We start from the raw sequence: 23814 nt of genomic DNA on the forward strand, positions 1-23814 counted from the left end.
CGAAACGCCGTCCTGGTCTAGCGTGCGTATTTGGCGCCGAACCCCAGCGCCACCAGCGAAAACACTGTGATCATGACGGCAAAGGCGAGGCTCGCCATCGTCGCATTCGTCACGGTCGTCAGGATGCCGATGCCGATCACCGGCAGCGCGTTGCCGCAGAAGCAGCAGATGAAGAAGGCCGACACGACCTCGGCGCGGCGATCTGCCGGCGCGGTCTGGTTCACCACTTGCAGGCCGCCGCGATAGCCGAGCGCCGCCACCACGCCGCAGGCCGCTGTCGCGGCTATCATGAGCGTCATAGACGCGTAGACCTGCGCTGCCACGATCAGCGCCACAGTCGGGACCATCAGCACCAGCGCCGAAAGCATGGTGGAGCGGCTGGAGAGCCACGTGGTGCCGACAATGGTGATGGCCGCCACGCTCGACAGCTCGAAGAATAGCCCGCCGGCTTCGGCATGATTGGTCACATGCAGTTGCTGCGCCAGGATGCTCGGCGCCAGCGCCGCATAGAAACCGACCAGCGCCATGGCGCCGAAGCCGGTCACGGCCGGCGCGACGAATTGCGCGCGGATATCGTCCGGTACCGATAGCCGCGGCCGCAGCGAAACATTGGAGAGCCGCCCGGGCTCGGAGACTGTTTCCCGCGTCCGCCAGATCAGTGCTGTGACCAGTGCAAGCATCACGAGATAGACGACAAAAGTGAGCCTGAGCGGCCAAGGCGCGTATTGGGCGAGCAACCCCGACACGAGCGCGCCAGCCCCGAGACCGACAAAGTTGGTGCTGGTGGCGATGACGGCGGCGCGCGACTTGTCCTTGCCTTCGCTCAGCTCGGCAAGCCAGGCCGTGCCGGCACCCGCGCCGGCACCGATGCCTAGCCCGCTGAGAATGCGGGCGATGTCGAGCCAGGCGAGACTTTCGGCGAAGAGGAAAAATAGCGCGCTGACCATCGCAACGGCCATCGCGAAAAGCGCGGCGGGGCGCCGGCCGACGACATCCGACAGGCGGCCGAAAAACAGCAGCGCCGCCAGATTGCCGATCACATAGACGGCATAGACCAGCGTCAGCGTGATCTGCGAGAAGCCGAAGGCCTGCTTGTAGATCACGTAGAGCGGGGTCAGCGCGGTGCTGCCGGCAAAGAGCGCGGCGATCATGGCGGCCACGGCAGCCTTGGCGGCGGCCCCGCCAAGTTCATTTGCACGCATCACGGTTTGAGCGTAGCGCGTCACGGCGACCTCCGGCGGTTGCAAGCCCAACGCCTACATAATGGCGCTGTTCCAACCGTCGGACGCCCTCCTGACAATCCTGGCAGGATGGTCAGGCGCGGCGTCCTCCCGTAACCTTTGCCTGTTCAGCGGGGGAGAATCATGGGCAAGGGACGGGTCGAGGCTTTCACCGATGGCGTCGTCGCCATCATCATCACCATCATGGTGCTGGACCTGAAAGTGCCGCACGGCGAGGATTTCTCTGCGCTTCTGCCGCAATGGCCGATCTTTCTTTGCTACGTGCTCTCCTTCATCAATGTCGGCATCTACTGGAACAACCTGCACAACATGTTCCACACCGTGCAGCGCGTCGATGGGCGCGTCCTGTGGGCCAATCTCAACCTATTGTTCTGGCTATCGCTGATGCCGGTGACCACAGCCTTCATGGGGGAAAATGAATTCGCTCCGGCGCCCGTGGCCGTCTACGGCATCGACCTGGTGCTTTGTGCGGTCGCCTATACCATCCTCGTCGTCAAGCTGCGCCATCTGCACGGCGCCGATACGACCTTCGCCAAGGCAGTGGGTCACGACACCAAAGGCAAGATTTCGCTGGCGCTTTACATCGCCGCGGTCCTGCTTAGCTTTCTCAACCAATGGATCAGCGTCGCGATCTACGTGCTTGTGGCGGCGATCTGGTTTGCGCCCGACAAGCGGTTTGAGAGACTGATCGAAAAATAGGACCTACTTGCGCATCTCTTTCAGCTTCTCGGCCACCGAGGCGGCAAGGTCGGCATAGCGCTCCTCCAGCCGCTCGGCCGCCTTGATGATCGGGAAGTCATGTCCGAACCTTTCCAGCGCAAGCCGCAGCTTCTCGGCGAAATCGGCCTGCTTCTCCAATGCCGCGAACAGCGTCTTCACTTGCGCCTCGCTGATATCGGGATTGGCGAGCATCGCGGGCACCTCACGCCCCATCTGGTCGCCATTGACGGTCTGTTCCTTCAGGATTCCGATCCAGTCGGTCAAATGCCGAACTCCTTTTTCCAGGACAACATGCGCGGCGAGCGCCGCAATGGTCAACCCGTTACGGTTCTCGCGGCAGATCCGGGAAGACAACCAGCCTTGCCTCCGCGGCGCTGCGCGTTAAGTTCGCCGCGACCCGAACAGGATGGAAATTATGACCAGCGACGCCCAAATCCAGACCGCCCTGCCCGCTTTTGCTTCCGGCAATGTCGCCGTCATCACGGGCGGCGCCAGCGGCATCGGCCTTGCCGCCGCGAAACGCTTCGCGGCGATGGGCATGAAGACGGTGCTGGCCGATATCGGCGGCGTGCGTCTCGACCAGGCGAAAGATGCTGTCGCGGCGATTGCCGGCGACGATGCCGTGCTGCCTATCCCGACGGACGTCTCCAAAGCCGCCGAGGTCGACCGGCTGGCCGAACTCGCTCACGACGCCTTCGGCGCGGTGTCGGTGCTGATGAACAATGCCGGCGTCGGCAACAACCCGGGCAAGCCCTGGGAGAACCGCGACGCCTGGAAGCGGCTGCTCGACATCAATTTCTGGGGCGTCGTGCATGGCGTCGAGGCATTCGCGCCGCGCATGCTCGCCGCCGGCAAGCCGGGCCTGATCATCAACACCGGGTCCAAGCAGGGCATCACCACACCGCCCGGCAACCTCGCCTACAACGTCTCCAAGGCTGGCGTGAAGACGTTTACCGAAGGTTTGGCCCACGCGCTACGCAACGAGCCGGGAGCAAAGGTTTCGGCGCATTTGCTGATCCCCGGCTTCACCTATACCGGCCTGACCGAAGGCGCGACGGAAAAGCCCGCCGGCGCCTGGACCGGCGAACAGGTGATCGACTTCATGCTGGCATCGCTGATGGACGGCGACTTCTACATCCTGTGCCCCGACAATGAGGTCGCGCGGCCGACGGATGAAAAGCGCATGGCATGGGCGATCGGCGACATCATCGAGAACCGTCCTGCCTTGTCGCGCTGGCATCCCGATCACAAGGAAGCCTTCGCGGCCTTCATGAACCGCTGACAGTCCGGTCAGGCGGCGGGTTTCTTCCTGGAGCTGCTCCCGCCTGCTACGGCTTTCTTCGCGGCGGTCTGGGCAACCTTGCGATTGTCCCTGGTGCCGTTCTTGGCGGCCACGGCCTTCTTGGCCGCCATCTCGGCGATCTTTTGGTCATTTCGTTTGGCGGCGCGCTCGCATTTGTCGCGGATTTGCTCGACCTCGGATTCGGTCGGGTGCTCGATGCCGATGAAATGATTGTGACCGCGGCCGACCCTGATGAGCTCGTCCAGCTTGGCCTGGATCGCCGCGCCGTCGCGATTCTGCGTGTTCTGGATCAGGAACACCATCAGGAAGGTGATGATGGTGGTGCCGGTGTTGATGACGAGTTGCCAGGTATCCGAAAACCCGAAGATGGGGCCGCTGACCGCCCACGCAACCACGATCAGCACGCAGACGGCAAAGGTCGCCGGCAGGCCGGTCACATGGGCCACCTTGTTGGCTATCCTGGTGAAAACCTTCTCGATCATGCAACTCCCTCAAAACCGTGAATGTTCAGGCATCTGCTGAGAAACAAGCTGCCATGTGATCCGGTTCCCAAGGGGTGAATTTTCGTTTGCGCCGAGCCACAATCCGACACGCGAGGAGAAGTGCGGCCGCGTGAGAAACGCCTTATCCGGTGTTTGCCATAGTGCCGGTGCAGGCCGGAAAGCCGGTTCTTCCGCTTCACGGCATGAACTGCCAGCCCCTTCCGCAGCGCCACTCCCGCATGGCGAAAGGGGGCACTGAACCGCAACTTTTCAGGGAGCGTCGTCTTCCCAGCGATCAAGGAAGGCCTCGATCGGCATGACCTGCATATCGGGGATTGCGCCTGCGAGTTTCTCGGGCGCCCAGTCCCACCAGGCGAGGGCCTCGATGCGCGCCGCGACGGCGGCCGGGAACCGCTGGCGCAACGGCCTTGCGGGAGCGCCGGCAACGATCGTGTAGGCCGCAACGTCACGCGTCACCACGGCATTGGCGCCGATGACGGCGCCGTTGCCGATCTCGACTCCCGGCATGACGACCGCGCCATGGCCGATCCAGACATCGTGTCCGACAATGACCGATTTCGCCTGTCGCCGCGCGCGGAATTCGGCGTCGACGCCCAGCCAACGGAAATACTCATTCGGCCGGTAGCTGACCTTGTGCTGCGTCAGCCGCTCGATCGGGTGTTCAAGCGCGTTGATGCGGCTGTTGGCGGCAATCGAGCAGAACTTGCCGATCGTCGCGTAGATCGCCTCGCAATGGCGCTCGAAATAGGAAAAGTCGCCGACGCTCACCTCGCGCAGGATCACCCGCTCGCCGATCGAGGCGTAGCGGCCGAGCCTGCACGCCTTCAGCTCCGCTGTCGGGTGAATGCGCGGCTCGGGATCCTTCAGCAGAAGGTTTTCAGCACGGTCCATGGCGCGGCTTTACGCCCGAGCGACCGGTCCCGCAAGCGGGGCCGGTCGTCCGCCTCATCCTATTGAGGCTTGCCCTTTGTCCACACGACGTTCTGGCCATAGAGCGGCACGGTCGTGACCGACATCTTCGCCGAGCCGTTCTGCACCTGGCGCGAATGCGACAGATAGATCAGCGTCTCGTTCTTCCTGTCGTAAATGCGGTTCACCACCTGCTTCTTCCAGATCAGGCTGAGGCCCTGCTTGAACACCTCCTCGCCGCCTTCGCTCATATCGATGTCGCCGATGGTGATCGGCCCGGTCTGACGGCAGGAGATCGACGAATCGGAAGGATCCGTCGAACCAGTTGCCCTTGTGCAGCCGGTCGATGATGCTGCGGTCGAAATAGGCGACATGGCAAGTGACGCCGTCGACTTTCGGATCCTTGATCGCGTCGATCATGATGTCGTTGCCGACCCAGTCGACACCGACCTTACCCACCTCGTCGGCCAAGGCCGCGCCGGCGCTGAGAGCAAGACATGCGGCGAATAAGCCGGTCAGTTTTCGCAAGGAAGCCTCCTCGGTTCACGTTTGCCGGTGTCAGGTGGGACAGAACCGTGGCTTTTGCAAGCCGCCCGATGACCGCGAGGACTAAGCCTGCCGGAAGGCCAGCATCTGCCGCAGCACATTCGACTTCAGAACAAAGTGCTGGACGAGCGCGCCGGCGATGTGCAGCAGCACGACATAGAGGAGGATGTTCTTGCCGAGGCCATGCACCAGCCCCGCGCCGGGCACCTGCAGGAACCAGGCCGCGGCGCCGGAAAGTGGCACGATGAAGATCAGCGCATAGATTGCCAGATGCGTTATCCTCGCGAGCAACCGCAGCGCCGGATGCTCCATGCCCGACACCGCCGGGACACCGCGCGTTGTTCGCAGCCACAGCCGCCAGGCGGCCAGCACCAGCACCGCAAGGCCTAGCACGATATGCATGTAGGCCAGCGGCCAATCGCCGGCCGAGGCCTCCTGGCCCCGGCGCAGCGCACGCCACACATGCTCCATGCCGTCATGGGCAACGAACTGAACCAGGATCAGCGCCGCGATGCTCCAATGCAGCCAGATCTGGGTCTTCGAATAGGATACTGGCGCACCGGCCATCAGGGCTCTCCATTACGAAAGTCTCGCGGAAGATAGTTGTGAGCCGAGACCGGTCAAATTAAGGATCGGTAATGGTCCACGGCAATCGGTCTGGCCATCCGATTGCGGCAACGCGACATCTTTGCACGGCCGTCACCGACCCGCTAAGACTGTCGCCAAAACTGGCTTGCCCCAAAGCAATCACGACGGGACATTCACTGATGATGCGTTCAATCCTGGTCGGCATTCTCATCCTGATGGCGGCGGGCATCGGCTGGCTGACATTTGACTGGTACCGCAGCCGCTATGGCGGCGAACCCTTCGGCGCGCCCTTTACGCTGGTCGACCAGAAAGGCGCGCCGATCACCGAAGCCGCCTTCAGGGGACACCCGAGCGTCGTGTTCTTCGGCTTCACCCATTGCCCAGAAGTCTGCCCGACGACACTGTTCGAGCTGTCCGGCTGGCTGAAGACGATGGGCGACAGCGGCAAGAACCTCAACGCCTATTTCGTCACCGTCGATCCGGAGCGCGACACGCCGGAGACGATGAATACCTATGTCAGCAACTTCTCCGACCGCATCACCGGCATCACCGGCGATCCTGAAAAGGTGCACGCCATGGCCAAGGCCTTCGGCATCTATTGGAAGAAAGTCGACACCGGCGACGGCGACTACACCATGGACCATACGGCCTCGGTGCTGCTGCTCAATGCCAAGGGCGATTTCGCCGGCACCATTGCCTATGGCGAAAGCGCCGATACCGCTGTCGCCAAGCTGAAGCGGTTGGCTGCCGGCGGGCAAACATGATCCCGAACAGTGGGAACCGGTTTTCGGAAAAGATAATGTTCAAACCTGAGTATTTGCGATGAGCCAGACCCGGCTTTATCTCATCGCCAACAAGGTCGAAGCCGCCCGCATCTTCGAGGCGCTCGACAAAGCTTTCGAAGACGACGGCTTGCCGATTGCCGTCCTGGAGCTCGACGAGGAAAGAGACGTCCACGAAGTATCGCTCTACGCTGACGGCGACATCGACCCCATCGAAGCTAGGGTCAGGGACATCCTCGCCGGTCTCGGCCTGCCGAAACCCGTCGAGCGCGAGGTGCTTCCCGATGTGGACTGGGTGGCGCGCTCACTGGAAGGCCTGAAGCCCGTGCGCGCGGGCCGCTTTCTCGTCCACGGCTCGCACGACCGCGCCAGGCGCCATCCTGGCGACCTTGGCATCGAGATCGAGGCCGGACTTGCCTTCGGCACTGGACATCATGGCACCACCGCAGGCTGCCTCGAAATGCTGGAGCAGGTGGTGTTGCGCGAGCGGCCGCGCAACGCGCTTGACCTCGGCACCGGCAGCGCCGTGCTTGCCATCGCGCTCGCCAAGCTCGCGCATATTCCGGTGCTGGCGACCGACATCGATCCGGTCGCCGTCCGCGTCGCCGCCGCCAACGCCCGCCTGAACCACGTGAAAGCACTGGTCGAGACGGTGACGGCGCCGGGCTTCCACAACCCGATCTTCGCCAGGCGCGCGCCTTTCGACCTCATCGTCGCCAACATCCTGGCCCGGCCTTTGATGCGGCTTGCGCCCCAGATGGCAAAGCACATCAGGCTCGGCGGCTCGCTGGTGCTTTCCGGCATCCTCGACCGGCAACGCGACGCGGTGATCTCGGCCTATGTCGGCCAGAGTTTTCGCCACGTCCGCACTCTGCATCGCGAAGGCTGGGTAACCATTCACCTCAAGCGCTGAGGCCGTCTGGCCCTGCCGAAATCGATTCCGGATTGGCTAGGCATGCGCTAGGCTCGGTCCAAGCCATTCGAGGGAGACGCCAGAAATGTTCCAGACCTTTGATTCCGCTGGTGATCCGGCCGTCGGCAAGCCTCGCGTGGCGCTGCTGCGGCAATGGCTGGCCGAGAACGGCCTGGATGGCTTCCTTGTTCCCCGCGCGGACGAGCACCAAGGCGAATATGTCGCCGACCGCTCGGCGCGGCTGAAATGGCTGACCGGCTTCTCCGGTTCGGCCGGCGTCGCCATCATCCTGCGCGATCGCGCCTTCATCTTCGTCGACGGCCGCTACACGCTGCAGGTGCGTAACGAGGTTGACCTGTCGATCTTCAGCATCGAAAGCCTCATCGACAATCCGCCGGCCTCTTGGATCAAGGACAATCTCGGCAAGGGTGCGAGGCTCGGCTTCGACCCCTGGCTGCACACGATCGGCGACATCAAGGCGCTCAAGGCGTCAGCCGAGCAATCTGGCGCGACCCTGGTGGCGCTCGACAAAAACCCTATCGACATGATCTGGGAAGACCAGCCCGAGCCGCCGCGGGCGCCGGTGGAGTTGCAGGAACTCAATTTTGCCGGCGAGCTTGCCAAGGACAAGCTGGCACGGCTGGCCGGCGCCATCCAGAAGGACGGCGCCACCCACGCCGTGCTGACCGATCCCTCCTCTATTGCCTGGGCCTTCAACATTCGTGGCGGCGACGTTCCGCACACGCCGCTGGCGCTTGGCTTTGCCGTCCTCGCCGCCGACGGCAAGCACCAGCTGTTCATGGACCAGCGCAAATTCCCGCGCCAGGTTGCGGCCTATCTCACGCAGCTTGCCGACCTGCATGATCCGGACGAGTTCGAAGCCGCGATCGTCGAGCTGGCCAAGGACGGCGCCAGGATCGCGCTCGATCCAGTGCTGGCGGCGGACAGGCTCCGGATGCTGGCCGAAGACAATGGCGGCACCGTCGTGCTGGCCGCCGATCCGGCGCGCATTCCGCGCGCCACCAAGAACCAGGCCGAGATCGCCGGCAGCCGCGCCGCGCATCGCCGCGACGGTGCCGCGATCGCCAAGCTGCTCTGCTGGCTCGACCGCCAGAAGCCAGGCTCGCTGGACGAGATCGCCGTCGTCACCAAGCTGGAGGAGATGCGTCGACGGACCGGCGAGGAAACGCAGATGCCGTTGCGCGACGTCTCCTTCGACACGATTTCCGGGGCCGGCCCGAACGGCGCCATCATGCATTACCGCGTGTCGCGCGCCACCAGTCGCAAGCTGGAGAGCGGCGAGCTGTTCCTGCTCGATTCCGGCGGCCAGTATCAGGACGGCACCACCGACATCACCCGCACCGTTCCAATCGGTGAGCCGACCGAGGAGATGCGCGAGCGCTTCACGCTGGTGCTGAAAGGCATGATCGGCATCTCGACACTGCGTTTTCCCGCCGGCACGCGCGGCTCGGAAATCGACGCAGTCGCCCGCATGGCGCTGTGGAAGCATGGCTGCGACTTCGCCCATGGCACCGGCCACGGCGTCGGCTCCTACTTAGCCGTGCATGAAGGGCCGCAGCGCATCGCCCGCACCGGCACGGAAAAGCTGCTTGCCGGCATGATGCTGTCCAACGAGCCAGGCTACTATAAGGAAGGCGCCTACGGCATCCGTATCGAGAACCTGATCCTGGTCACGCCGGCACAGCCTGTGGAGGGCGGCGACATTCCCATGCACCGCTTCGAGACGCTGACCCTGGCGCCGATCGACAAGCGGCTCATCCGCACCGATCTGCTGACCCGGGACGAGTTGCAGTGGCTCGACCAGTATCACGCCTGGGTGCTAGCCGAGATCGGGCCGATGGTCGATGGCGAGACGCTGGCTTGGCTGGAGAAAGCCACCGCCCCGCTGCCTCACGACGCGAAGATATGAGTTTCATTCTCCCCGTTCTACGGGGAGAATGCCCGACCGCGCGATGAGCGGCAGCGCCAGCCATCCAGGATGGAAAGCTATCCGGCGAACTGGCGGGCGATTATCAGCACCGCAGCACCTGCCAGGAACATCGCCATCAGGCCGCCGCGCAGCGACACCGCCGCGGTGACGATCAACGCCGCCCATTCGGCGGGCCCAGCGCCAAGCACTGCCGGCGCGACAAGCGTCGTCAGCACCGCGGCAGGCACGGCGTTCAGCCCCGCCTCGACACGCGGATGGATATTCTCGAAGCGCGAGATGACGAGGTGACCGCCGACACGGGTGAGATAGGTGGCGATGGCGCCGGCAAGGATGATCCAGAAGGTCGTGCTCACGGCCGCTCCCCCACTCCGCTGTGATGCGGCGGCAGGACCACGGCGAGCAGCACACCGGCGATCGCCCCGATCGAGACATGCCAGGGCGAGCCGACCGTTTTGTAGGCGACGATCGATGCGGCCGCGCTTGCGGCGACGACGGGCAGCCAGAGCGGCCGCTTGCGGAAACCGAGGACGAGTCCAAGGAAGTAGATCGGCAGCAGGAAATCGATGCCCAACGCATGGGTGTCGGGAATGAGCTTGCCGAACACCGCGCCCAACCCGCTCTCGATCACCCAGAACACGTAGACCGGCAGGCCGAGCCCAAGATACCAGACGAACCCGACCGGCTTGCCCGACACGGCCCTCGCCTCCGCCACGGCAAATTGCGGGTCCGTCAGGATGAAGTAGCCCAGTGCCTGCTGCAACACCGGCCAATGTGCGATGCGCCTGCCGATGCCGGCCGAATAGAGCACATGGCGGAAATTCACCGCGAAGATGGAAAGCACGATCAGCCACGGCGCCACATGCTGGCCGAACAGTTCGATGCCGACCATCTGGCTGGCGCCGCCATAGATCATGGCGCTCATCAGGAAGGCTTCGAGCACCGAGAAACCGTTGTCTACGGCGATCGCGCCGAACAGCAGCGCAAACGGCGCCGATGCCACGACGACCGGCATGGACAGGCGAACGCCGTCCCAGAAATCGCTCCTCGCTCCGCTTTCGGAGATCGCTTCCGCCGACATCCACTGCTCCCTTGGAGCGCCCGATGTAGGGAGCCTCGCCCTGCTTGTCACACCAATTCGCTTGACCCAGCGATCAGCGGAACTGATCGCCGGGTTGCAAGCGCCGAGGCCTTGGCAGCTCAGCTGACGAAATAACGCTGCCACTCGAAATCGGTGATGTGCGACGCCTGCCAGGCATCGAACGCCGCCTGCTCGGCGCGGCGGCTTTCGGCGTAGTTGTCGCGGAACGCCTCGCCGAAAGCTTCGGCGCAGAAGTCGGATGTGGCAAAGGCTTCGATGGATGCGTTCAGCGTGCGCGGCAGCTTCGGCTTGTCGAGATTGGCAAGGTTGGATGTCACCGGCGGCTCAAGCGGCAGGTCCTTCTCGATGCCTTCGCAGCCTGCCGCCAGGATCGCCGCGATCGAGAGATATGGATTGACGTCCGCCCCCGGCGCTCGGTGTTCGAACCGGCAGGCGGCATCGTTCGGCGTGGTGATGGCGCGGATCGGCGCGGTGCGGTTCTCGAAGCCCCAGGCAACGTCCTCCGGCGACCACGCGCCGCGATCGAAGCGGCGATAGGAATTGACCGTCGGCCGGAAGAAGATATGCGTCTCCTGCATGCGGTTGAGCACGCCGGCGAGAAACCTTTCTGCGACGGGTGTCAGGCGGTTGGGGCCGGCCGCGAAGGCCGGCTTGCCGTCCTGCCATAGGCTGACATGATGATGCGCGCCGCAGGCGCTTTCCTTGCCCGGCGGCTGGAAGCGCGTCATGAAAGTGGCGACAAGCCCACGCTCGGCGCAAAGCTCGCGCAGATGCAGCTTGGCCCGCATGGCGGCGTCCGCGGCTTCCAGCGCGCTCTTCGGCGTCAGCGCAAACTCATACATGCCGTAGCCATATTCGGTCACCATCGAGGCCACGCCGATGCCGATGCTCTTCATGCGCGTGATGAACTCGGCGGCGAAATCCTGGTACTCGCCGCTGCGCACCAGGTCGTAATTGATCAGCGAATGGCCCCAGGGCTTGAGCTCGCGATAGCGGCCGGCGCGCATAAGATCGTGGTCGGCGTGGAAAATGCCGAATTCGTATTCGAGGGCGAATTTCGGCTCGTAGCCAAGCGCCCTGGCGCGCTGCTCGACATGGGCGAGGACGTTGCGGGGGTCATAGGCACAGGGCGAGCCGTCGAGCATGTAGGAGCGCGTGATGGCGGAAGCGAATTTCGGCTTCCAGCCATGCTGCGTCACCGTATCTGGATCGATGATGCCCTTGATATTGGGAAAGCCGTTTTCCTCATTGGCGCTTGGCGAGGCGAAAGCGACATCGCCCATCGGCTGGCCGTCGCCATGGGTGACGCAATAGAGGATGGCGTTGATCGACTCGCCGGAGGCCGAGAGCTTCAGCGGCGCGATCTTGGAGCGCACCACGCCTGACGTGTCGACCGTATGCACCTCGACGAACTCGACGCCGCGCGATGCAAGCTCGGCCTGCAGCGCCTCGAGCTTCGGCGCGTACTCCGCCACCCTGTCCTCGAATTCCACGTTCAACCCTCCACCAGGAAATGACGACGCTATTTGGCGTTGCGCCGGAAAAGAAGCGACAGCAGCTCATCGAGCTCATGCCGTCCGCTAATGCCGCTTGGCCGGAACGCCATGCTGAGCACGATGACCACGCCGAGCGCTACGCCCGACAGGCCGAGCAGTTGCGGCAACTGAATGCCGGCGACGGTCACACCGGATTCGATGCTGCGGATGAATTCCAGTCCGATCGAAAGCACGATGACGCCGGTGACCGCCCCTGTCACCGTTGCCATGCCGCCGAGGATCAGCATCGCCAGCGTGTTGAAGATCATCTGGAAATAGAAAAGCTTGGGGCTGATCGTGCCAGCGAAATAGGCGTAGAGCACGCCGGCGAGGCCGCAGATCAGGGCCGACAGCACCCACGACATCAGCCGCAGCTTCTTCGCATCGATGCCGAGTGCCGCCGCCGCCTGCGGGCTCTGCGCGCTGGCTCTCAGCTGCAGGCCCCAGCGGCTGTCCTTGAACAGCCGCGCCGCGACGATCGCCAGCACCGCAAAGACCAACATCCACGGCAAGCCGACGACTTTGGGAATGCCGAAGAAAGCCTGGTTGCCCTTGAACAGGTCAGTCCAGTTGAGGAACACCGAGTGGACGATGATGAGCAGCGCCAGACTGACGATGGTCGCTGCAACCCCGGACAGCCGGCTGATCACCTTGCCGCTGACCAGCGCCACGATGCCGACGACGGCAAGCGCGATGAGCGCCGACGAAACCGGATCGAGCTCCAACGTCCCGAAACCGAACGGGGCGTTGGGGATCGACACCTTCTTCATGGCAAGCGGCGTCGACAGGATGGCGACGCCATAGGCGCCGAGGCCGACAAAGGCGCTGTGGCCGAGATTGGCGATGTTGGAATTGCCCATGAACACTTGCAGCCCGACCACCACGATCAGGTTCACGAAGGCGCCGAGCGCCAGGAAGGTGTAGTAGGTCGGCGCGAAATTCAGCACCAGGAGCCCGATGACCAGCACCGGCAGCGCCGTCACCAGCCCGCCGATCAGCGAGCGGAAGACCGTGTTACCGGACTGCGCGGCGGCCGGGGACGCGATCTGTTCGACTGCCTGCGACAATTCGGAGCCTGCCATCTCAGATCTCCCCACGTCAGATTTCCTTGTCGCCGAGTTCGATGCGCTGACCGAGCAGGCCTTCGGGCCGGTAGACCAGCAGGGCGACGATGATCGCGTAGGTGAGCGCGTCCCTGAAGCCCGCATATTCCTGCGGCAGGGCGACGAGCAGGCCGACTTCGATGAAGCCGAGCAGCATGCCGCCGACCGCCGCGCCAGGCAGCGAGCCGAAGCCGCCGATGACGCAGGCGACGAAAGCCTTCAGCACCAGGCCGAAGCCGAGGTCGGGCGAGACACTGCCGCGCCGGGCCAGGATGAAGACGGCGGCGATCCCCGCCAGGCCGCCTGAAATCGCGAACGCCGTGGCGATGACCCGGTTTGCCTTGATCCCCATCAGCCGCACAGTGGCGAAATCGCGCGAGGCGGCACGGATCGCCAGACCAAGCGTCGAGCGGTTGAGGAAGAGCACCAGCGCAAGGATGGTCAGGCACGAAACGATCAGCTCCATCACCTGCAGCGAGGAGACGGCAAACGGGCCGAAGAACCACATCTGGTTCAAGCCGTTTAGGATAGAGACCGACTGCGGCTTGGGCGAGATCAGAAGCATGAAAAGGTTCTGCACCACGATCGACACACCGAAGGCGGTGAGGAGCCCGGTCGTGGTCGGCGCGTAGCGCACCGGGCGGAAGGCGACGCGCTCGAACACGACCGCGGCGAGCGCCGCCATGCCGACCGCGATCAGCACCGCGACGAATGGCGAGGTCAGCCCGAGTGCTGCGGCAAGGAACACGCTGTAGGCCGATACGCCGATGATCTCGCCATGCGCGAAATTGACCAGGCCCATGATCGAGAAGACGACGGCAAGTCCGAGCGCCACCAGGGAATATTCCGCGCCGAAGGCGAGCGCGTTGAGAAGCTGCTGCAGGGCATAATCCATGTCGCCGCCTACCCGCCTATATAGAGGTTGAACAGGCCGTGCTCGTCGGCGAGCTTGGCCGGCGGTCCGTCGTAGCGCAGCGTGCCCGAGCTCACGACATAGACGCGGTCGGCGAAGCGCAGCGCCTGCTTGGCGTTCTGCTCGACCACCAGCAGCGTCAGTCCTTGCGCCTTGAGCTCGCCGATGAAATCGAAGATGCGCGACACGATCTTCGGCGCCAGTCCGAGCGACGGTTCGTCGAGCAGCAGGAGTTTCGGCCGCGACATCAGCGAACGGGCGATCGCCAGCATCTGCTGCTCGCCGCCCGAAAGCGTGCCCGCCGCCTGGCCGTAGCGTTCGGAAAGCACCGGGAACAGCGACAGGAACCGTTCGATGTCCTGGCGCACGCCGGCAGGGTCGCGCCGTGTCGCCGCCCCCAGCCGCAGGTTCTCGCCGACGCTGAGATTTGCAAAGATGTGCCGGCCTTCCGGAGTCGAGGTCAGCCCGGCGCGGATGCGGTCCTCGGTGCGGACATGCGAGATGTCCTTTCCGTCAAGGACGATACGCCCCGAGGCCGGCGTAACCAGCCCGGTCAGCGCGTTGATGGTCGAGCTCTTGCCGGCGCCGTTGGGCCCGAGCAGGGCGACAAGCTCGCCCTGCCCGACCTCCAGCGACAATTCGCGCACCGCCGTGACGGCGCCATAGCGCACGACAAGCTTCTCGACCTTCAGCACGTGTTCCCGCCCCGCCCTAGTTCAGCGCCGGAACGAAGGTCGGCCGGGTGTCGGTGATCAGCACCCGCTTGCCATCGGCAAAGCCCATAACCGGAACGGCCTTAACCGGATAGCCCTTCTTCTCGGCAAAGGAGATCGTCGGCGCCGTCGTGCCCGGATAACCGCCCGGCGCGCGGATCGCCTCGCGCAAGGCGGCGGGCTCGACGGTGCCGGCCTTCTTGGCCGCCTCGTAGCTGATCTGCACCATGTCGGCGCCGAGCGCGTCGAAGATGCCGTTGATCTTGTAACCGTCGGCCTTGCACTGGGCGAGGAACTTGTCGATCGGGCCGTCGACGCCGGTCGCGCCGTGAGTCGCGAACATCACCTTCTCCAGCGATTTCGGATCGCCGACGGTGCCTTCCAGCGACTTGTCGTCGAAGGCGTCGCAACCAGCCACCCAGCCGTCATATCCATTGGCGCGCAATTGCCGGATCAGGATGCCGACGTCCGGCAGCACGGCGCAGATATGGATCGCATCCGGCTTCTGCGGCAGCGCCTTGATACTGGCAATCTGCGGCGACCAGTCGGTGGTGCCGTAGGAATAGTTGAACTTGCCGACCACCTTGCCGCCGAGATGCTCGAACACCTCGCCGAACCACTCCGGCAGCTTTTCCGAGTAGGAACCGGCATCGGGCGACACCATCAACGCAACGGTCCCCGCGCCCTTGCCGTAAAGCGCGTTGGCGGTGGCCGAGGCATTGATCGGATCGGGTACCGCGCCAGCGATGAAATTGTCGAGCCCGGCCTGCTGCATCTCGAGCTGTGTGTTCGGCGCCGAAAACACTGTGGCGCCGTAGGGCTGCGCGGTCTGCGCCATCGGGATCAGTGCATCCGGAAACGGCACGCCCGTGATGATCTGCGCGCCGGCATCGAGGAATTTCTGGCCGAGCGAGACCGAGAGCTGCGGATCGGAACGGTTGTCCTCGATCATCAACTCGACCTTCGGATCGCCCGGCCCCGCCGCCTTGTTCAGCTTGTCGGCCATGCAGCGCGCACCCTCGGCCTCGCTATAGGGCGCATAGGCGCCGGTCATTGCGACCGCGAGCCCGATCTTCAGATCGGCGGCGCCAGCCTGCCCGACCTGCAACAGGCCGGCGGTAAGCACCGCGGCTCCCAGCAAAATCTTTTCCATTCCACCCCTCCTTCTTTTCATTGTGGTTGTTCTTCCCGGCCGTCAGACTGTCTCCGACTGCCCGACATAGACCTCGATGACGCGCGGATCGCGCCACACTTCTTCCGTCTCGCCCGAAGCGATCACCTGGCCCTGGTCCATCACGCAAAGCCTGTCGCATAGCCGGTTGATGAAGCGCAGATCATGGTCGATGACGATGGTGGCGCAGCCGACATCGCGGCGGATGCCTTCGATCGCGATCGCAAGCGTTTCCGACTCGGCCTCGTTGAGGCCTGCCGCCGGCTCGTCGAGCAGCAGCAGCGACGGCCCCAGCGCCAGCGCGCGGGCGATCTCGAGCCGGCGCTGGCTGCCATAGGGAAGCGTGCCGGCCGGGCTGTCGGCAAAGCCCGCCAACTCGTATTGGTGCAGCAACTGGTCGACGCCGATGCGCTTGGCTGCGTCGGGGCGCACGGCCCGGCAGGTGATATGCGCGACCTCGACGTTCTGGCGAACGGTCAAATCCTTGAAAAGCCTGATCGTCTGGAAGGTGCGGCCGACCCCTGCCCGCGCGCAATGCTCCGGACCGCGGCCGGTGATCTCCTCGCCTGCCAGGCGAACTTTGCCGCTATCCGGCTTGAGCACGCCGGAGATGGCGTTGACGAGGGTGGATTTGCCGGCGCCGTTCGGACCGATGAGCCCGAGGATCTCGCCAGCCTCGCAGGTCAGCGAGGCGTTGCGCAACGCCTGCACGCCACCAAATGTCTTGCTGACTGCCTCAACCGACAGCATCGGCCATCTCTCCCATTTCCGGCCGCTGGCTGTTCTCCTGTCGGCCGGTCAAAAGGATGCTAGCCCCCCGACTTTTCCATAACAAGTATTTTTTTCCATTTTAGAAAAATTCTTGAGTGGAAAGGTCTCGGCCGGTTCGTCAGGCGCCCGTTCCCGGCGGCAGCCCATCGCGCGGCACCGTGTTCGACATCAGCATGATGACGGGCTCGTCCCCGAGCGCCACATAAGCGTGTTGCATCTCGCCATCGAACAGGATGCTGTCGCCGGGCTGCAGCACGGTCGGGTCGTAATGGAGCGTGTGCAGCTGCAGGCTGCCGCTCAGCACATGGATGAACTCTTCACCCGAATGACTGCGCCAGCCGCCGTTTTCCTCGAAGCTTTTGGCGCGCAGCGTTACACGCCAGAAAATATTGGTCTTGTCGCGGAAATCGCTGCACAAGACCTCGAATTCCATGCCGTTGCCTTCATGCAGGATGCCGCTGCCGGCGCGCGTGATCGAGCGGCGCGCCTGCGGCCCGGGCTTCGGGCTGAACAGGAAGGAGGCCACCGGCACGTGCAGGACGCCGGCGATCATCAGCGCGATATCGACAGTAAGTCTGGCCTTGCCGTTCTCCAGCTTCGACAGCTGCGAAACGGAAAGGCCGGAGCGCTCGCTGAGATCGCGCAAGGTGATGTTCTGCTGCTTGCGCGCGTCGCGGATCTTGCTGCCCACATTGCCTTGCATCGTCCACGCCCTTGGCTGTCGTGTTTCCAATTCGACAAGCTCTAGAGCATGATGCCGAAAAGTGTGAAGCGGTTTTCGGGCGACATCATGCTCTATCTCTCTCTTGGATTTGGAGACGGATTCAGATTTCAGGTCGATTCGACCTGAAATCATCCGGCTCTAGCGGTCCGCTATTTGAGCGTCCAGCCTTCAGACGGCTGCGGCCGATTGCGGCCATAGGGATATCGCGACGGTGGAAAAGGCCTTTTCGAGAAGGCGGCTGATGCGTTCGAAAGTCTCCGGATCGACAAGCAGGTCGTTGCGGACCTCGAGGTAGAGGCAGGGCCGGCCTTGCTGCAGCCCATGCCGGTTCAAAGTGTAGCCCACGGCCTGGCGCCAGTCGTAGGGTTCGTTGTCGCCGATCCTGAAGCCTGCTTCCGCGCCCTGGGTCCCGAGCGTTTTCAGCACCGAGGTGACAAAGGGCGATTGTTCCCGCCACAGCACGCCGATATCGACATTTCGCTTCACCCCGCCCATCACCGGCGTGAAGGAATGCACCGAGATCAGTGCCCGACGGCGCAAGGCGGCTTCGATAAGCTCGCGTTCGACCGGCGCCCAGGCGACAAGCTTGCGCAGCCTCGCATCCGCCACGTCGACCGCAAGATTGCCCGGCACCGGGATGCCGCCGAGATCCGGCCGCATGAAGTCCCATTCGTCCGCAGGCCGATTGTAGTCGAGGAACAGCCGCGAATAGCGCGCAATCACGGCCGGCGCGCGCAGCGTTTGCGAGAGCCGCCGCGTCAGCGCATCGACGCCGATATCGACCGCGAAATGCGTATCGAGATAGGGCTCCGCCAGGCCAAGGTCGCGCCAAGGCGCAGGCACCACATTGCCGGCATGTTCGGCAATCAGCAGATAGGGGCTGTCTGCATCTGGCAGCAACCGTTCCACGCCGTCCGCGGCAAGCGCCGCGACGGCCGAATCGCCCAGCTTTTCAAGGTCCCGCACGACCGGATGCCCTTGGCGGTCAGGCGATGACGGAACGGACATGGTAAGCCTTCGCCGCCGTCGCCTCGATCAGGCCGGCGCGCCCGTTGGTGCGGCCGAGACCGGAATTCTTGATGCCGCCCCAGGGCAGATAGAGGTCGGCGTGGTCGCAACGGTTGAGGTAGACCGTGCCGGCCTCGACCTCGTCGAGCAGTGCCACGCCGCGCTCGACATCGCGCGTCCAGATGGAGGCACTCAGGCCGTAGTCGCTGTCGTTCATCAGCCGGATCGCCTCGTCGTCGCCGCCGACGGCCTGGATGCAGGCCACCGGCCCGAACAGTTCGTCGCGCATGATCTGCATGCCATGGTCGACACAGGTCAGCACCTCGGGCGCGACATAGGCAGTGCCGAGGCTGGCCGCCTTTAGCGCGCCATCCTGCGGCATCAGGCGCTTTGCGCCTGCCCGCACCGCGTTTTCGGCGAGGCCGCGGATGGTATCGGCCGCGACCGCGCGCACCACCGGACCCACCATCGGTTTTTCGCCGATCGGATGACCGATGCCCCATTTCGCCGTCTCCGCGACCAGCGCCTCGACGAAGCGGTCGTGGATCGAGCGGTCGACATAGATGCGCTCCACCGAGCAGCAGGACTGGCCGGCATTGGAATAGGTGCCCTCGGCAATCAGCGGAACCGCCGCCTCGAGGTCGGCGTCGGAGCGCACATAGGTCGGGTCCTTGCCGCCTAGCTCGAGATGCACCTGGGTGAAGGTCCCGGCGGCAGCCGCGTGCACCCTCCGGCCGCCATTGACCGAACCGATGAAGTTGACGGCGTTGAGGACGCCGGAGGCGATCAGCCGCTCGGCGTCCAGATGGTCGAGATGCAGGCTCTGGAAGACGCCTTCCGGTCCGCCGGCGGCGCGGAAGGCCTCCTCGGCAAGCTCCGCGATCAACGGCGTCTGCGGGGAGTGCTTGAAGATCACCACATTGCCTGCCCCAAGCGGCGACGTGACCAGGTAGCCGAGCATCGCAGTCGGATAGTTCCACGCGCAGATCGACAGATGAAGGCCGCCGGCCATCGGCTTGGCGTAGCGGCGGATGTTCTCATCGGACGGAAACGGCATATCGGCCAGCGTCTGCGGAGCGGCGCTCGCAAGCAGCTCGCCGATCAGCGCCAGGCGCGGCGTCTCGTCGGCCTGCCACAAGGGCCTGCCGATCTGCCATGCCACCGCTTCGGCCAGCGGGGCGGCGCGCGCCTTCATCTCTTCGCCAAAGCGCAGAAGGATCACCAGGCGCTCGGCCAGAGGCATGCGCCGCCAGGCCGGCAGCGCCGCGCGAGCTCGGGCGACCGCGGCCTCGATCGCGGCGCCGTCGGCATAGTTTCGCGTGGCATAGGTCGAACCGTCGACAGGAGAGGTCACCGAGAAGGTCCGTGCGCCGGAATGCAGGTTCATCGTCTTGAAATCCACCCAAAAGGAAAGCCGTCAATCGCGGCACGATATCGCGATTTTCCATTTTGGCAAATTTTTTCGAATACGGCTTGATGGTTTTTTTGTCCGCCCCTATTGTCCCGCCATCGCGCCTTGGCGCCAACATCAAGAGGGGTGACGGATGGTCGTCTTTGATTTTACCGGCAGGCATGCGGTGGTGGCCGGCGCTGGCGGTGGCATGGGCGAGGCCATCGCGGTTGCGCTGCTCGATGCCGGCGCCTCCGTCACCGCCATCGACGTGAAGGCGCGTCCGGCCTCGCTTGCCGGATATGACGATCGGCTCACCTTCTCGCAGGGCGACCTCACCGACGCCGCCTTCGTTGAACAGGTCATTGGCGCCGCCGGCCGCGAACGCGGCGGTATCGATTATCTCGCCAATGTCGCCGGCGTGCTGTGGTTCGGTCGCGACAAGTCTGCGCTCGACATGGATCTCGGCGTCTGGGACGACGTCTTCAACATCAACCTGAAATCCTTCGTGCACACCGCGCGTTCCGTGGTTCCCCATATGCGCGCCGGCGGGCGCGGCGGCGCCATGGTGCATTTCTCCACCATCCAGTGGTATCGCGGCGACCCGAACCCGCAGGATGCCTATCAGGCCTCGAAGGCCGGCGTGTGTGCGCTGTCCAAGTCGCTCGCCATGCAGCTTGCCGCCGAGCGCATCCGCTCGAACGCGATCTGCCCCGGCATGGCGCTGACGCCGCTGCAGGCGCGCTGGGATACCGAGGAGAAACGCGCCGCCGTTGCGAACTATGCCCCGCTCGGCCGCATCGGCACGCCGCAGGATATGGCGAACGCGGCCCTCTTCCTGCTCTCGGATGCCGCCAGCTACATCACCGGTATCGAACTCCCTGTCGACGGCGGCCTGTTGATGCGGATGTAACCGCGGGCTTCGCCCGGCTCCGACCAACGCTATTGAAGGTCAGGCCGCTGCCACCGCGCCCTGGATCGCCCTGCCCCAGTCGAGCAGCGGCTTGGCGTCAAGCGTGAAGTCGACGAGATCGTCGACCAGGGCCGGCGAATGGATCGTCGCCGGGTCGATGTCGTGCCGGACCACGAAATGCCGGTTACGCACCGCCTGGGCGAGATCCTCGTCGCCGACCTCCTCGAAGCCGCGCGGCGCGCGCTTCAGGCGGTCTTCAGCATCGAGTTCCAGACCTGCTTTCCTGAGCGACGAGACCATGCCGCGGAACGCGGCCGGCTTGCTCACGATCGCCTTGCGCATGGCCTGCAGCAGCTCCGGCGCCGGCTGCCACCAGGCGACGCCGGCAAAGCAGCGCTCCAGCCCGATATGCACATAGAAGACGCCTTGCTCCATCTTGGTGCCGTCCGGCGACAGGATCGCCGACAGATGCCGGTTGTAGGGTCGCTTGTCCTTCGAGAAGCGCACGTCGCGATTGATCCGGAACAGAGATTTCTTGCGGTCGCCGCGCAGACCGAGGCCCGCTGCCGCAAAGCGCTGGCTGAGCGTTTCCACGAGATCGCAGAACGGCTCGTGTAGTTCGCTTTCATAAAGGTCGCGGTTCTCCTGGAACCACTCGCGGCTCTGGTGAAAGTCGAGCGCCTTCAGGAAGGGGATGGCCTTCTGCCCGAAACCCTTGAACGCGCCGGCCATCAGCCCCCCCTGCCGATGCGCTGCAGCCAGGTGTCCTCGTCGATCACCTCGATGCCGAGGTCGCTTGCGGCTTTCAGTTTCGAGCCGGCTCCAGGCCCGGCCACCACCAGGTCGGTCTTGGCCGAAACCGAACCCGCGACCTTGGCGCCGAGGCGCTCGGCCATCGCCTTGGCTTCCGAGCGCGTCATCTTTTCCAGCGTGCCGGTGAACACCACCGTCTTGCCGGAGACTTCGCTGCCGGCCGAGATTTCCATGACATAGGGCTTCGGGTGGACTTGCGCGAGCAAGGCATCCAGCACGTCGTCGTTGCGCTCATTGCCGAAGAAGTCGCGCAGCGCGTTGATCACCGTGTCGCCGATGCCGTTGATCGACGGGAAGACGCTGTGCGGATCCTCCGCCTTCGCCATCTCCTTGCCGACGCGGATCAGTTCCTCGATGGTCGAGAACTGGCGGGCAAGCACGGCCGCCGTCGTCTCGCCGATATGGCGGATGCCGAGTGCGAAGATGAAGCGGTCGAGTTCCGGCTCGCGCCGCGCGTCGATGGCCGCGAAGAGCTTGTCGAGGCCTTCATAGTTGCGCTCCTCGGCGCTGCGCACATTCTTGCGCGTCTTGCCCGAGGCTTCCTCGCGCAGCCGCGCCTGCTCCTCGCGCCGCTCGGCCAGCGCCTTGGTGACGGCCGGGCGACGATCCTTCAGCGTGAAGATATCGGCCGCGGTCTTGACCAGCCCGGAGTTGAAGAAAAGGTCGATGTTCTCGGCGCCGAGCCCCTCGATATCCATCGCGCCGCGCGACACGAAATGGCGCAGCCCCTCGACGGCCTGCGCGGCGCAGATCAATTCGCCGGTGCAACGCCGGCGCGAATCCTCCTTGCCGGTCTTCTCGTTGATCTCGCGCGTCGCCGGCGAGCCGCAGACCGGGCAGGTATGCGGAAATTCGTAAGGAACCGCATCGGCGGGCCGCTTGTCGAGGACGACACTGACGATCTGGGGGATGACGTCCCCTGCCCGTTGGATGACCACGGTATCGCCGATGCGCACGTCGATGCCGCCGCGGATCGGCTGGCCATTGCTGTCGAGCCCCTTGATGTAGTCCTCGTTGTGCAGCGTCACGTTCTCGACCACCACGCCGCCGACCGTGACGGGCGCCAGCCGCGCCACCGGCGCCAGCGTGCCTGTGCGGCCGACCTGGATGTCGATCTTCTCGACCGTCGTCATCGCCTGCTCGGCCGGGAATTTGTGAGCGACAGCCCAGCGCGGTTCGCCGGTGACGAAACCCCAGCGGCGCTGCAACTCGAGTTGGTCGACCTTGTAGACGACACCGTCGATGTCGTAGCCGAGCGAGGAGCGCTGCTCCTCGATCCTGTGATATTGCGCGATCAATTCCTCGACCGATTTCGCCCGCACCATCAGCGGGCTGACCTTGAACCCCCACTCCCTGAATTTCTGCACCGCATCATACTGGGTCGGGGCAGGATCGGCCGTCGTATAACCCCAGGCATAGGCGAAGAATTTCAGGTTGCGGCTGGCGGTGACCGACGGATCCTTCTGGCGCAGCGACCCGGCCGCCGTGTTGCGCGGATTGACATAGTCCTGGCCGCCTGCAGCGGCGGAACGCTGCTTGAGCGCCTCGAATTCGGCATAGGTCATGTAGACTTCGCCACGGATCTCGATGACGTCCGGCCAGCCCGAGCCCTCGAGTTTCTTCGGTATGTCGGCAATCGTCTTCAGATTGGCGGTGATATCCTCACCCACGGTGCCGTCACCGCGCGTCGCGCCCTGGACGAACACGCCGTTCTCGTAGCGCAGCGAGGCAGAGAGCCCGTCGATCTTCGGCTCGGCGGTGAAGGCGATGTCGAGGTCCTTGTCGCGGTCGAAGAAGCGCCGTCCGCGCTCGATGAAATCGGCGACGTCCTGGTCGGTATAAGCCTTGGCGAGGCTCAGCATTGGCACCGCGTGCCGCACCTTGGCAAAGCCTTCCGCCGGCGGCGAACCGACCCGGCGCGACGGCGAATCCTCGCGAACCAGATCCGGGAAACGCTCTTCGATTGCGAGGTTGCGGCGCGCCAGCGCGTCATACTCGGCGTCGGAGATGATCGGTGCGTCCTCGGCATGGTAGTGGCGGTCGTGCTCGGCGATCTCCGCCGCCAGCCGCTTCAGCTCCGCCGCGGCCTCACTTTCGCTCAGCGATTCGACTGGTTTTTCCGACATGAAGCGCGGTCCTCGAATTATGGCCGATCACTATAAATCAGGATTCGCCGCGAGGGAGATGGCCTGTGGAAAAATCATT

Annotated in this window: 24 protein-coding genes and 1 pseudogene; 6 read left to right on the forward strand and 19 right to left on the reverse strand. The window is 64.3% G+C overall.

From position 1 onward, the window contains the following. Positions 1–17: 17 nt before the first annotated feature. Complete coding sequence (locus tag ACR64R_RS13020) at positions 18–1226, reverse strand: MFS transporter (protein ID WP_487362017.1); 1209 nt, start codon at positions 1224–1226, stop codon at positions 18–20. A 138-nt stretch (positions 1227–1364) separates the two neighbouring features. On the opposite strand from ACR64R_RS13020, the gene ACR64R_RS13025 reads away from it, so the two are divergent. Further along, positions 1365–1940 carry a TMEM175 family protein gene (locus ACR64R_RS13025; RefSeq protein ID WP_487362018.1) on the forward strand — a complete coding sequence of 192 codons (576 nt, stop codon included), beginning with the start codon at positions 1365–1367 and terminating at the stop codon, positions 1938–1940. Positions 1941–1943: 3 nt separating this feature from the next. Here ACR64R_RS13025 and ACR64R_RS13030 read toward each other — a convergent pair whose 3' ends face one another. Then, positions 1944–2225 carry a hypothetical protein gene (locus tag ACR64R_RS13030; RefSeq protein ID WP_487362019.1) on the reverse strand — a complete coding sequence of 94 codons (282 nt, stop codon included), beginning with the start codon at positions 2223–2225 and terminating at the stop codon, positions 1944–1946. Positions 2226–2376: 151 nt separating this feature from the next. Between ACR64R_RS13030 and ACR64R_RS13035 the strand changes: the two genes are divergently transcribed. Further along, on the forward strand, positions 2377–3243 hold the full coding sequence (locus ACR64R_RS13035; RefSeq protein ID WP_487362020.1) for an SDR family NAD(P)-dependent oxidoreductase: 867 nt from the start codon (positions 2377–2379) through the stop codon (positions 3241–3243). Between the two features lie 8 nt (positions 3244–3251). Here ACR64R_RS13035 and ACR64R_RS13040 read toward each other — a convergent pair whose 3' ends face one another. From ACR64R_RS13040 to ACR64R_RS13055, 4 genes and pseudogenes are all read right to left on the reverse strand, one after another. Next, positions 3252–3746, reverse strand: a complete 495-nt coding sequence (locus tag ACR64R_RS13040; protein ID WP_487362021.1) for a low affinity iron permease family protein — start codon at positions 3744–3746, stop codon at positions 3252–3254. Between the two features lie 270 nt (positions 3747–4016). After that, positions 4017–4658, reverse strand: coding sequence for a DapH/DapD/GlmU-related protein (locus ACR64R_RS13045; protein WP_487362022.1), 642 nt, complete (start codon positions 4656–4658; stop codon positions 4017–4019). A 59-nt stretch (positions 4659–4717) separates the two neighbouring features. Then, positions 4718–5204: pseudogene (locus ACR64R_RS13050) on the reverse strand (CreA family protein). Positions 5205–5285: 81 nt separating this feature from the next. Further along, positions 5286–5789: a cytochrome b gene (locus tag ACR64R_RS13055; RefSeq protein ID WP_487362023.1), complete on the reverse strand. Its 504-nt coding sequence runs from the start codon at positions 5787–5789 to the stop codon at positions 5286–5288. 200 nt (positions 5790–5989) lie between these two features. Here ACR64R_RS13055 and ACR64R_RS13060 point away from each other — a divergent pair, with 200 nt between their 5' ends. From ACR64R_RS13060 to ACR64R_RS13070, 3 genes are all read left to right on the forward strand, one after another. Further along, on the forward strand, positions 5990–6574 hold the full coding sequence (locus ACR64R_RS13060) for an SCO family protein (protein ID WP_487362024.1): 585 nt from the start codon (positions 5990–5992) through the stop codon (positions 6572–6574). Between the two features lie 58 nt (positions 6575–6632). After that, on the forward strand, positions 6633–7505 hold the full coding sequence (locus ACR64R_RS13065) for a 50S ribosomal protein L11 methyltransferase (RefSeq protein ID WP_487362025.1): 873 nt from the start codon (positions 6633–6635) through the stop codon (positions 7503–7505). Between the two features lie 85 nt (positions 7506–7590). Then, positions 7591–9435 carry an aminopeptidase P family protein gene (locus tag ACR64R_RS13070; RefSeq protein ID WP_487362026.1) on the forward strand — a complete coding sequence of 615 codons (1845 nt, stop codon included), beginning with the start codon at positions 7591–7593 and terminating at the stop codon, positions 9433–9435. A 77-nt stretch (positions 9436–9512) separates the two neighbouring features. Here the strand turns inward: ACR64R_RS13070 and ACR64R_RS13075 are convergent, their stop codons facing one another. The 11 genes from ACR64R_RS13075 to ACR64R_RS13125 form a co-directional block, all read right to left on the reverse strand. Beyond that, positions 9513–9809: an AzlD family protein gene (locus ACR64R_RS13075; RefSeq protein ID WP_487362027.1), complete on the reverse strand. Its 297-nt coding sequence runs from the start codon at positions 9807–9809 to the stop codon at positions 9513–9515. Further along, complete coding sequence (locus ACR64R_RS13080) at positions 9806–10534, reverse strand: AzlC family ABC transporter permease (RefSeq protein WP_487362028.1); 729 nt, start codon at positions 10532–10534, stop codon at positions 9806–9808. The genes ACR64R_RS13075 and ACR64R_RS13080 overlap by 4 nt, the downstream gene beginning before the upstream one ends. A gap of 119 nt (positions 10535–10653) precedes the next feature. Further along, the gene (locus ACR64R_RS13085) at positions 10654–12048 is read right to left on the reverse strand and encodes a glutamine synthetase family protein (protein WP_487362029.1); all 1395 of its coding nucleotides are present in this window, start codon (positions 12046–12048) and stop codon (positions 10654–10656) included. Between the two features lie 29 nt (positions 12049–12077). Then, positions 12078–13172, reverse strand: a complete 1095-nt coding sequence (locus tag ACR64R_RS13090) for a branched-chain amino acid ABC transporter permease (RefSeq protein ID WP_487362030.1) — start codon at positions 13170–13172, stop codon at positions 12078–12080. A 16-nt stretch (positions 13173–13188) separates the two neighbouring features. Further along, positions 13189–14088 carry a branched-chain amino acid ABC transporter permease gene (locus tag ACR64R_RS13095; protein WP_487362031.1) on the reverse strand — a complete coding sequence of 300 codons (900 nt, stop codon included), beginning with the start codon at positions 14086–14088 and terminating at the stop codon, positions 13189–13191. Between the two features lie 8 nt (positions 14089–14096). Next, entirely contained in the window at positions 14097–14801 is a 705-nt protein-coding gene (locus tag ACR64R_RS13100) for an ABC transporter ATP-binding protein (protein ID WP_487362032.1), read from the reverse strand. A 16-nt stretch (positions 14802–14817) separates the two neighbouring features. Then, positions 14818–15972, reverse strand: coding sequence for an ABC transporter substrate-binding protein (locus tag ACR64R_RS13105; protein ID WP_487362033.1), 1155 nt, complete (start codon positions 15970–15972; stop codon positions 14818–14820). A 42-nt stretch (positions 15973–16014) separates the two neighbouring features. Continuing rightward, on the reverse strand, positions 16015–16740 hold the full coding sequence (locus tag ACR64R_RS13110; protein ID WP_487362034.1) for an ABC transporter ATP-binding protein: 726 nt from the start codon (positions 16738–16740) through the stop codon (positions 16015–16017). A 139-nt stretch (positions 16741–16879) separates the two neighbouring features. Further along, positions 16880–17464, reverse strand: coding sequence for a helix-turn-helix domain-containing protein (locus ACR64R_RS13115; protein ID WP_487362035.1), 585 nt, complete (start codon positions 17462–17464; stop codon positions 16880–16882). Positions 17465–17653: 189 nt separating this feature from the next. Continuing rightward, positions 17654–18493 (reverse strand): N-formylglutamate amidohydrolase, encoded by an 840-nt coding sequence (locus ACR64R_RS13120; protein WP_487362036.1) that lies wholly within the window; start codon positions 18491–18493, stop codon positions 17654–17656. Continuing rightward, complete coding sequence (locus ACR64R_RS13125) at positions 18471–19880, reverse strand: aldehyde dehydrogenase family protein (RefSeq protein ID WP_487362037.1); 1410 nt, start codon at positions 19878–19880, stop codon at positions 18471–18473. The genes ACR64R_RS13120 and ACR64R_RS13125 overlap by 23 nt, the downstream gene beginning before the upstream one ends. Before the next feature lie 157 nt (positions 19881–20037). Here ACR64R_RS13125 and ACR64R_RS13130 point away from each other — a divergent pair, with 157 nt between their 5' ends. After that, entirely contained in the window at positions 20038–20796 is a 759-nt protein-coding gene (locus tag ACR64R_RS13130) for an SDR family NAD(P)-dependent oxidoreductase (protein ID WP_487362038.1), read from the forward strand. A gap of 39 nt (positions 20797–20835) precedes the next feature. Here ACR64R_RS13130 and ACR64R_RS13135 read toward each other — a convergent pair whose 3' ends face one another. Together ACR64R_RS13135 and ligA are read right to left on the reverse strand one after the other, a co-directional pair. Then, on the reverse strand, positions 20836–21528 hold the full coding sequence (locus tag ACR64R_RS13135) for a DUF2461 domain-containing protein (RefSeq protein WP_487362039.1): 693 nt from the start codon (positions 21526–21528) through the stop codon (positions 20836–20838). After that, positions 21528–23735, reverse strand: coding sequence for an NAD-dependent DNA ligase LigA (gene ligA / locus ACR64R_RS13140; protein ID WP_487362040.1), 2208 nt, complete (start codon positions 23733–23735; stop codon positions 21528–21530). The genes ACR64R_RS13135 and ligA overlap by 1 nt, the downstream gene beginning before the upstream one ends. Positions 23736–23814: the final 79 nt, after the last annotated feature.

This window comes from Mesorhizobium sp. MC2-1-1, from assembly GCF_057597255.1.

Coding starts and splice junctions, on each gene's coding strand:
- ACR64R_RS13125 (WP_487362037.1), bottom strand. CDS start 19,880: ATGAACCTGCATTCCGGCGCACGGACCTTCTCGGTGACCTCTCCTGTC.
- ACR64R_RS13130 (WP_487362038.1), top strand. CDS start 20,038: ATGGTCGTCTTTGATTTTACCGGCAGGCATGCGGTGGTGGCCGGCGCT.
- ACR64R_RS13060 (WP_487362024.1), top strand. CDS start 5,990: ATGATGCGTTCAATCCTGGTCGGCATTCTCATCCTGATGGCGGCGGGC.
- ACR64R_RS13035 (WP_487362020.1), top strand. CDS start 2,377: ATGACCAGCGACGCCCAAATCCAGACCGCCCTGCCCGCTTTTGCTTCC.
- ACR64R_RS13110 (WP_487362034.1), bottom strand. CDS start 16,740: ATGCTGTCGGTTGAGGCAGTCAGCAAGACATTTGGTGGCGTGCAGGCG.
- ACR64R_RS13105 (WP_487362033.1), bottom strand. CDS start 15,972: ATGGAAAAGATTTTGCTGGGAGCCGCGGTGCTTACCGCCGGCCTGTTG.
- ACR64R_RS13115 (WP_487362035.1), bottom strand. CDS start 17,464: ATGCAAGGCAATGTGGGCAGCAAGATCCGCGACGCGCGCAAGCAGCAG.
- ACR64R_RS13090 (WP_487362030.1), bottom strand. CDS start 13,172: ATGGCAGGCTCCGAATTGTCGCAGGCAGTCGAACAGATCGCGTCCCCG.
- ACR64R_RS13080 (WP_487362028.1), bottom strand. CDS start 10,534: ATGTCGGCGGAAGCGATCTCCGAAAGCGGAGCGAGGAGCGATTTCTGG.
- ACR64R_RS13045 (WP_487362022.1), bottom strand. CDS start 4,658: ATGGACCGTGCTGAAAACCTTCTGCTGAAGGATCCCGAGCCGCGCATT.
- ACR64R_RS13040 (WP_487362021.1), bottom strand. CDS start 3,746: ATGATCGAGAAGGTTTTCACCAGGATAGCCAACAAGGTGGCCCATGTG.
- ACR64R_RS13025 (WP_487362018.1), top strand. CDS start 1,365: ATGGGCAAGGGACGGGTCGAGGCTTTCACCGATGGCGTCGTCGCCATC.
- ACR64R_RS13095 (WP_487362031.1), bottom strand. CDS start 14,088: ATGGATTATGCCCTGCAGCAGCTTCTCAACGCGCTCGCCTTCGGCGCG.
- ACR64R_RS13055 (WP_487362023.1), bottom strand. CDS start 5,789: ATGGCCGGTGCGCCAGTATCCTATTCGAAGACCCAGATCTGGCTGCAT.
- ACR64R_RS13120 (WP_487362036.1), bottom strand. CDS start 18,493: ATGTCCGTTCCGTCATCGCCTGACCGCCAAGGGCATCCGGTCGTGCGG.
- ligA (WP_487362040.1), bottom strand. CDS start 23,735: ATGTCGGAAAAACCAGTCGAATCGCTGAGCGAAAGTGAGGCCGCGGCG.
- ACR64R_RS13065 (WP_487362025.1), top strand. CDS start 6,633: ATGAGCCAGACCCGGCTTTATCTCATCGCCAACAAGGTCGAAGCCGCC.
- ACR64R_RS13070 (WP_487362026.1), top strand. CDS start 7,591: ATGTTCCAGACCTTTGATTCCGCTGGTGATCCGGCCGTCGGCAAGCCT.
- ACR64R_RS13135 (WP_487362039.1), bottom strand. CDS start 21,528: ATGGCCGGCGCGTTCAAGGGTTTCGGGCAGAAGGCCATCCCCTTCCTG.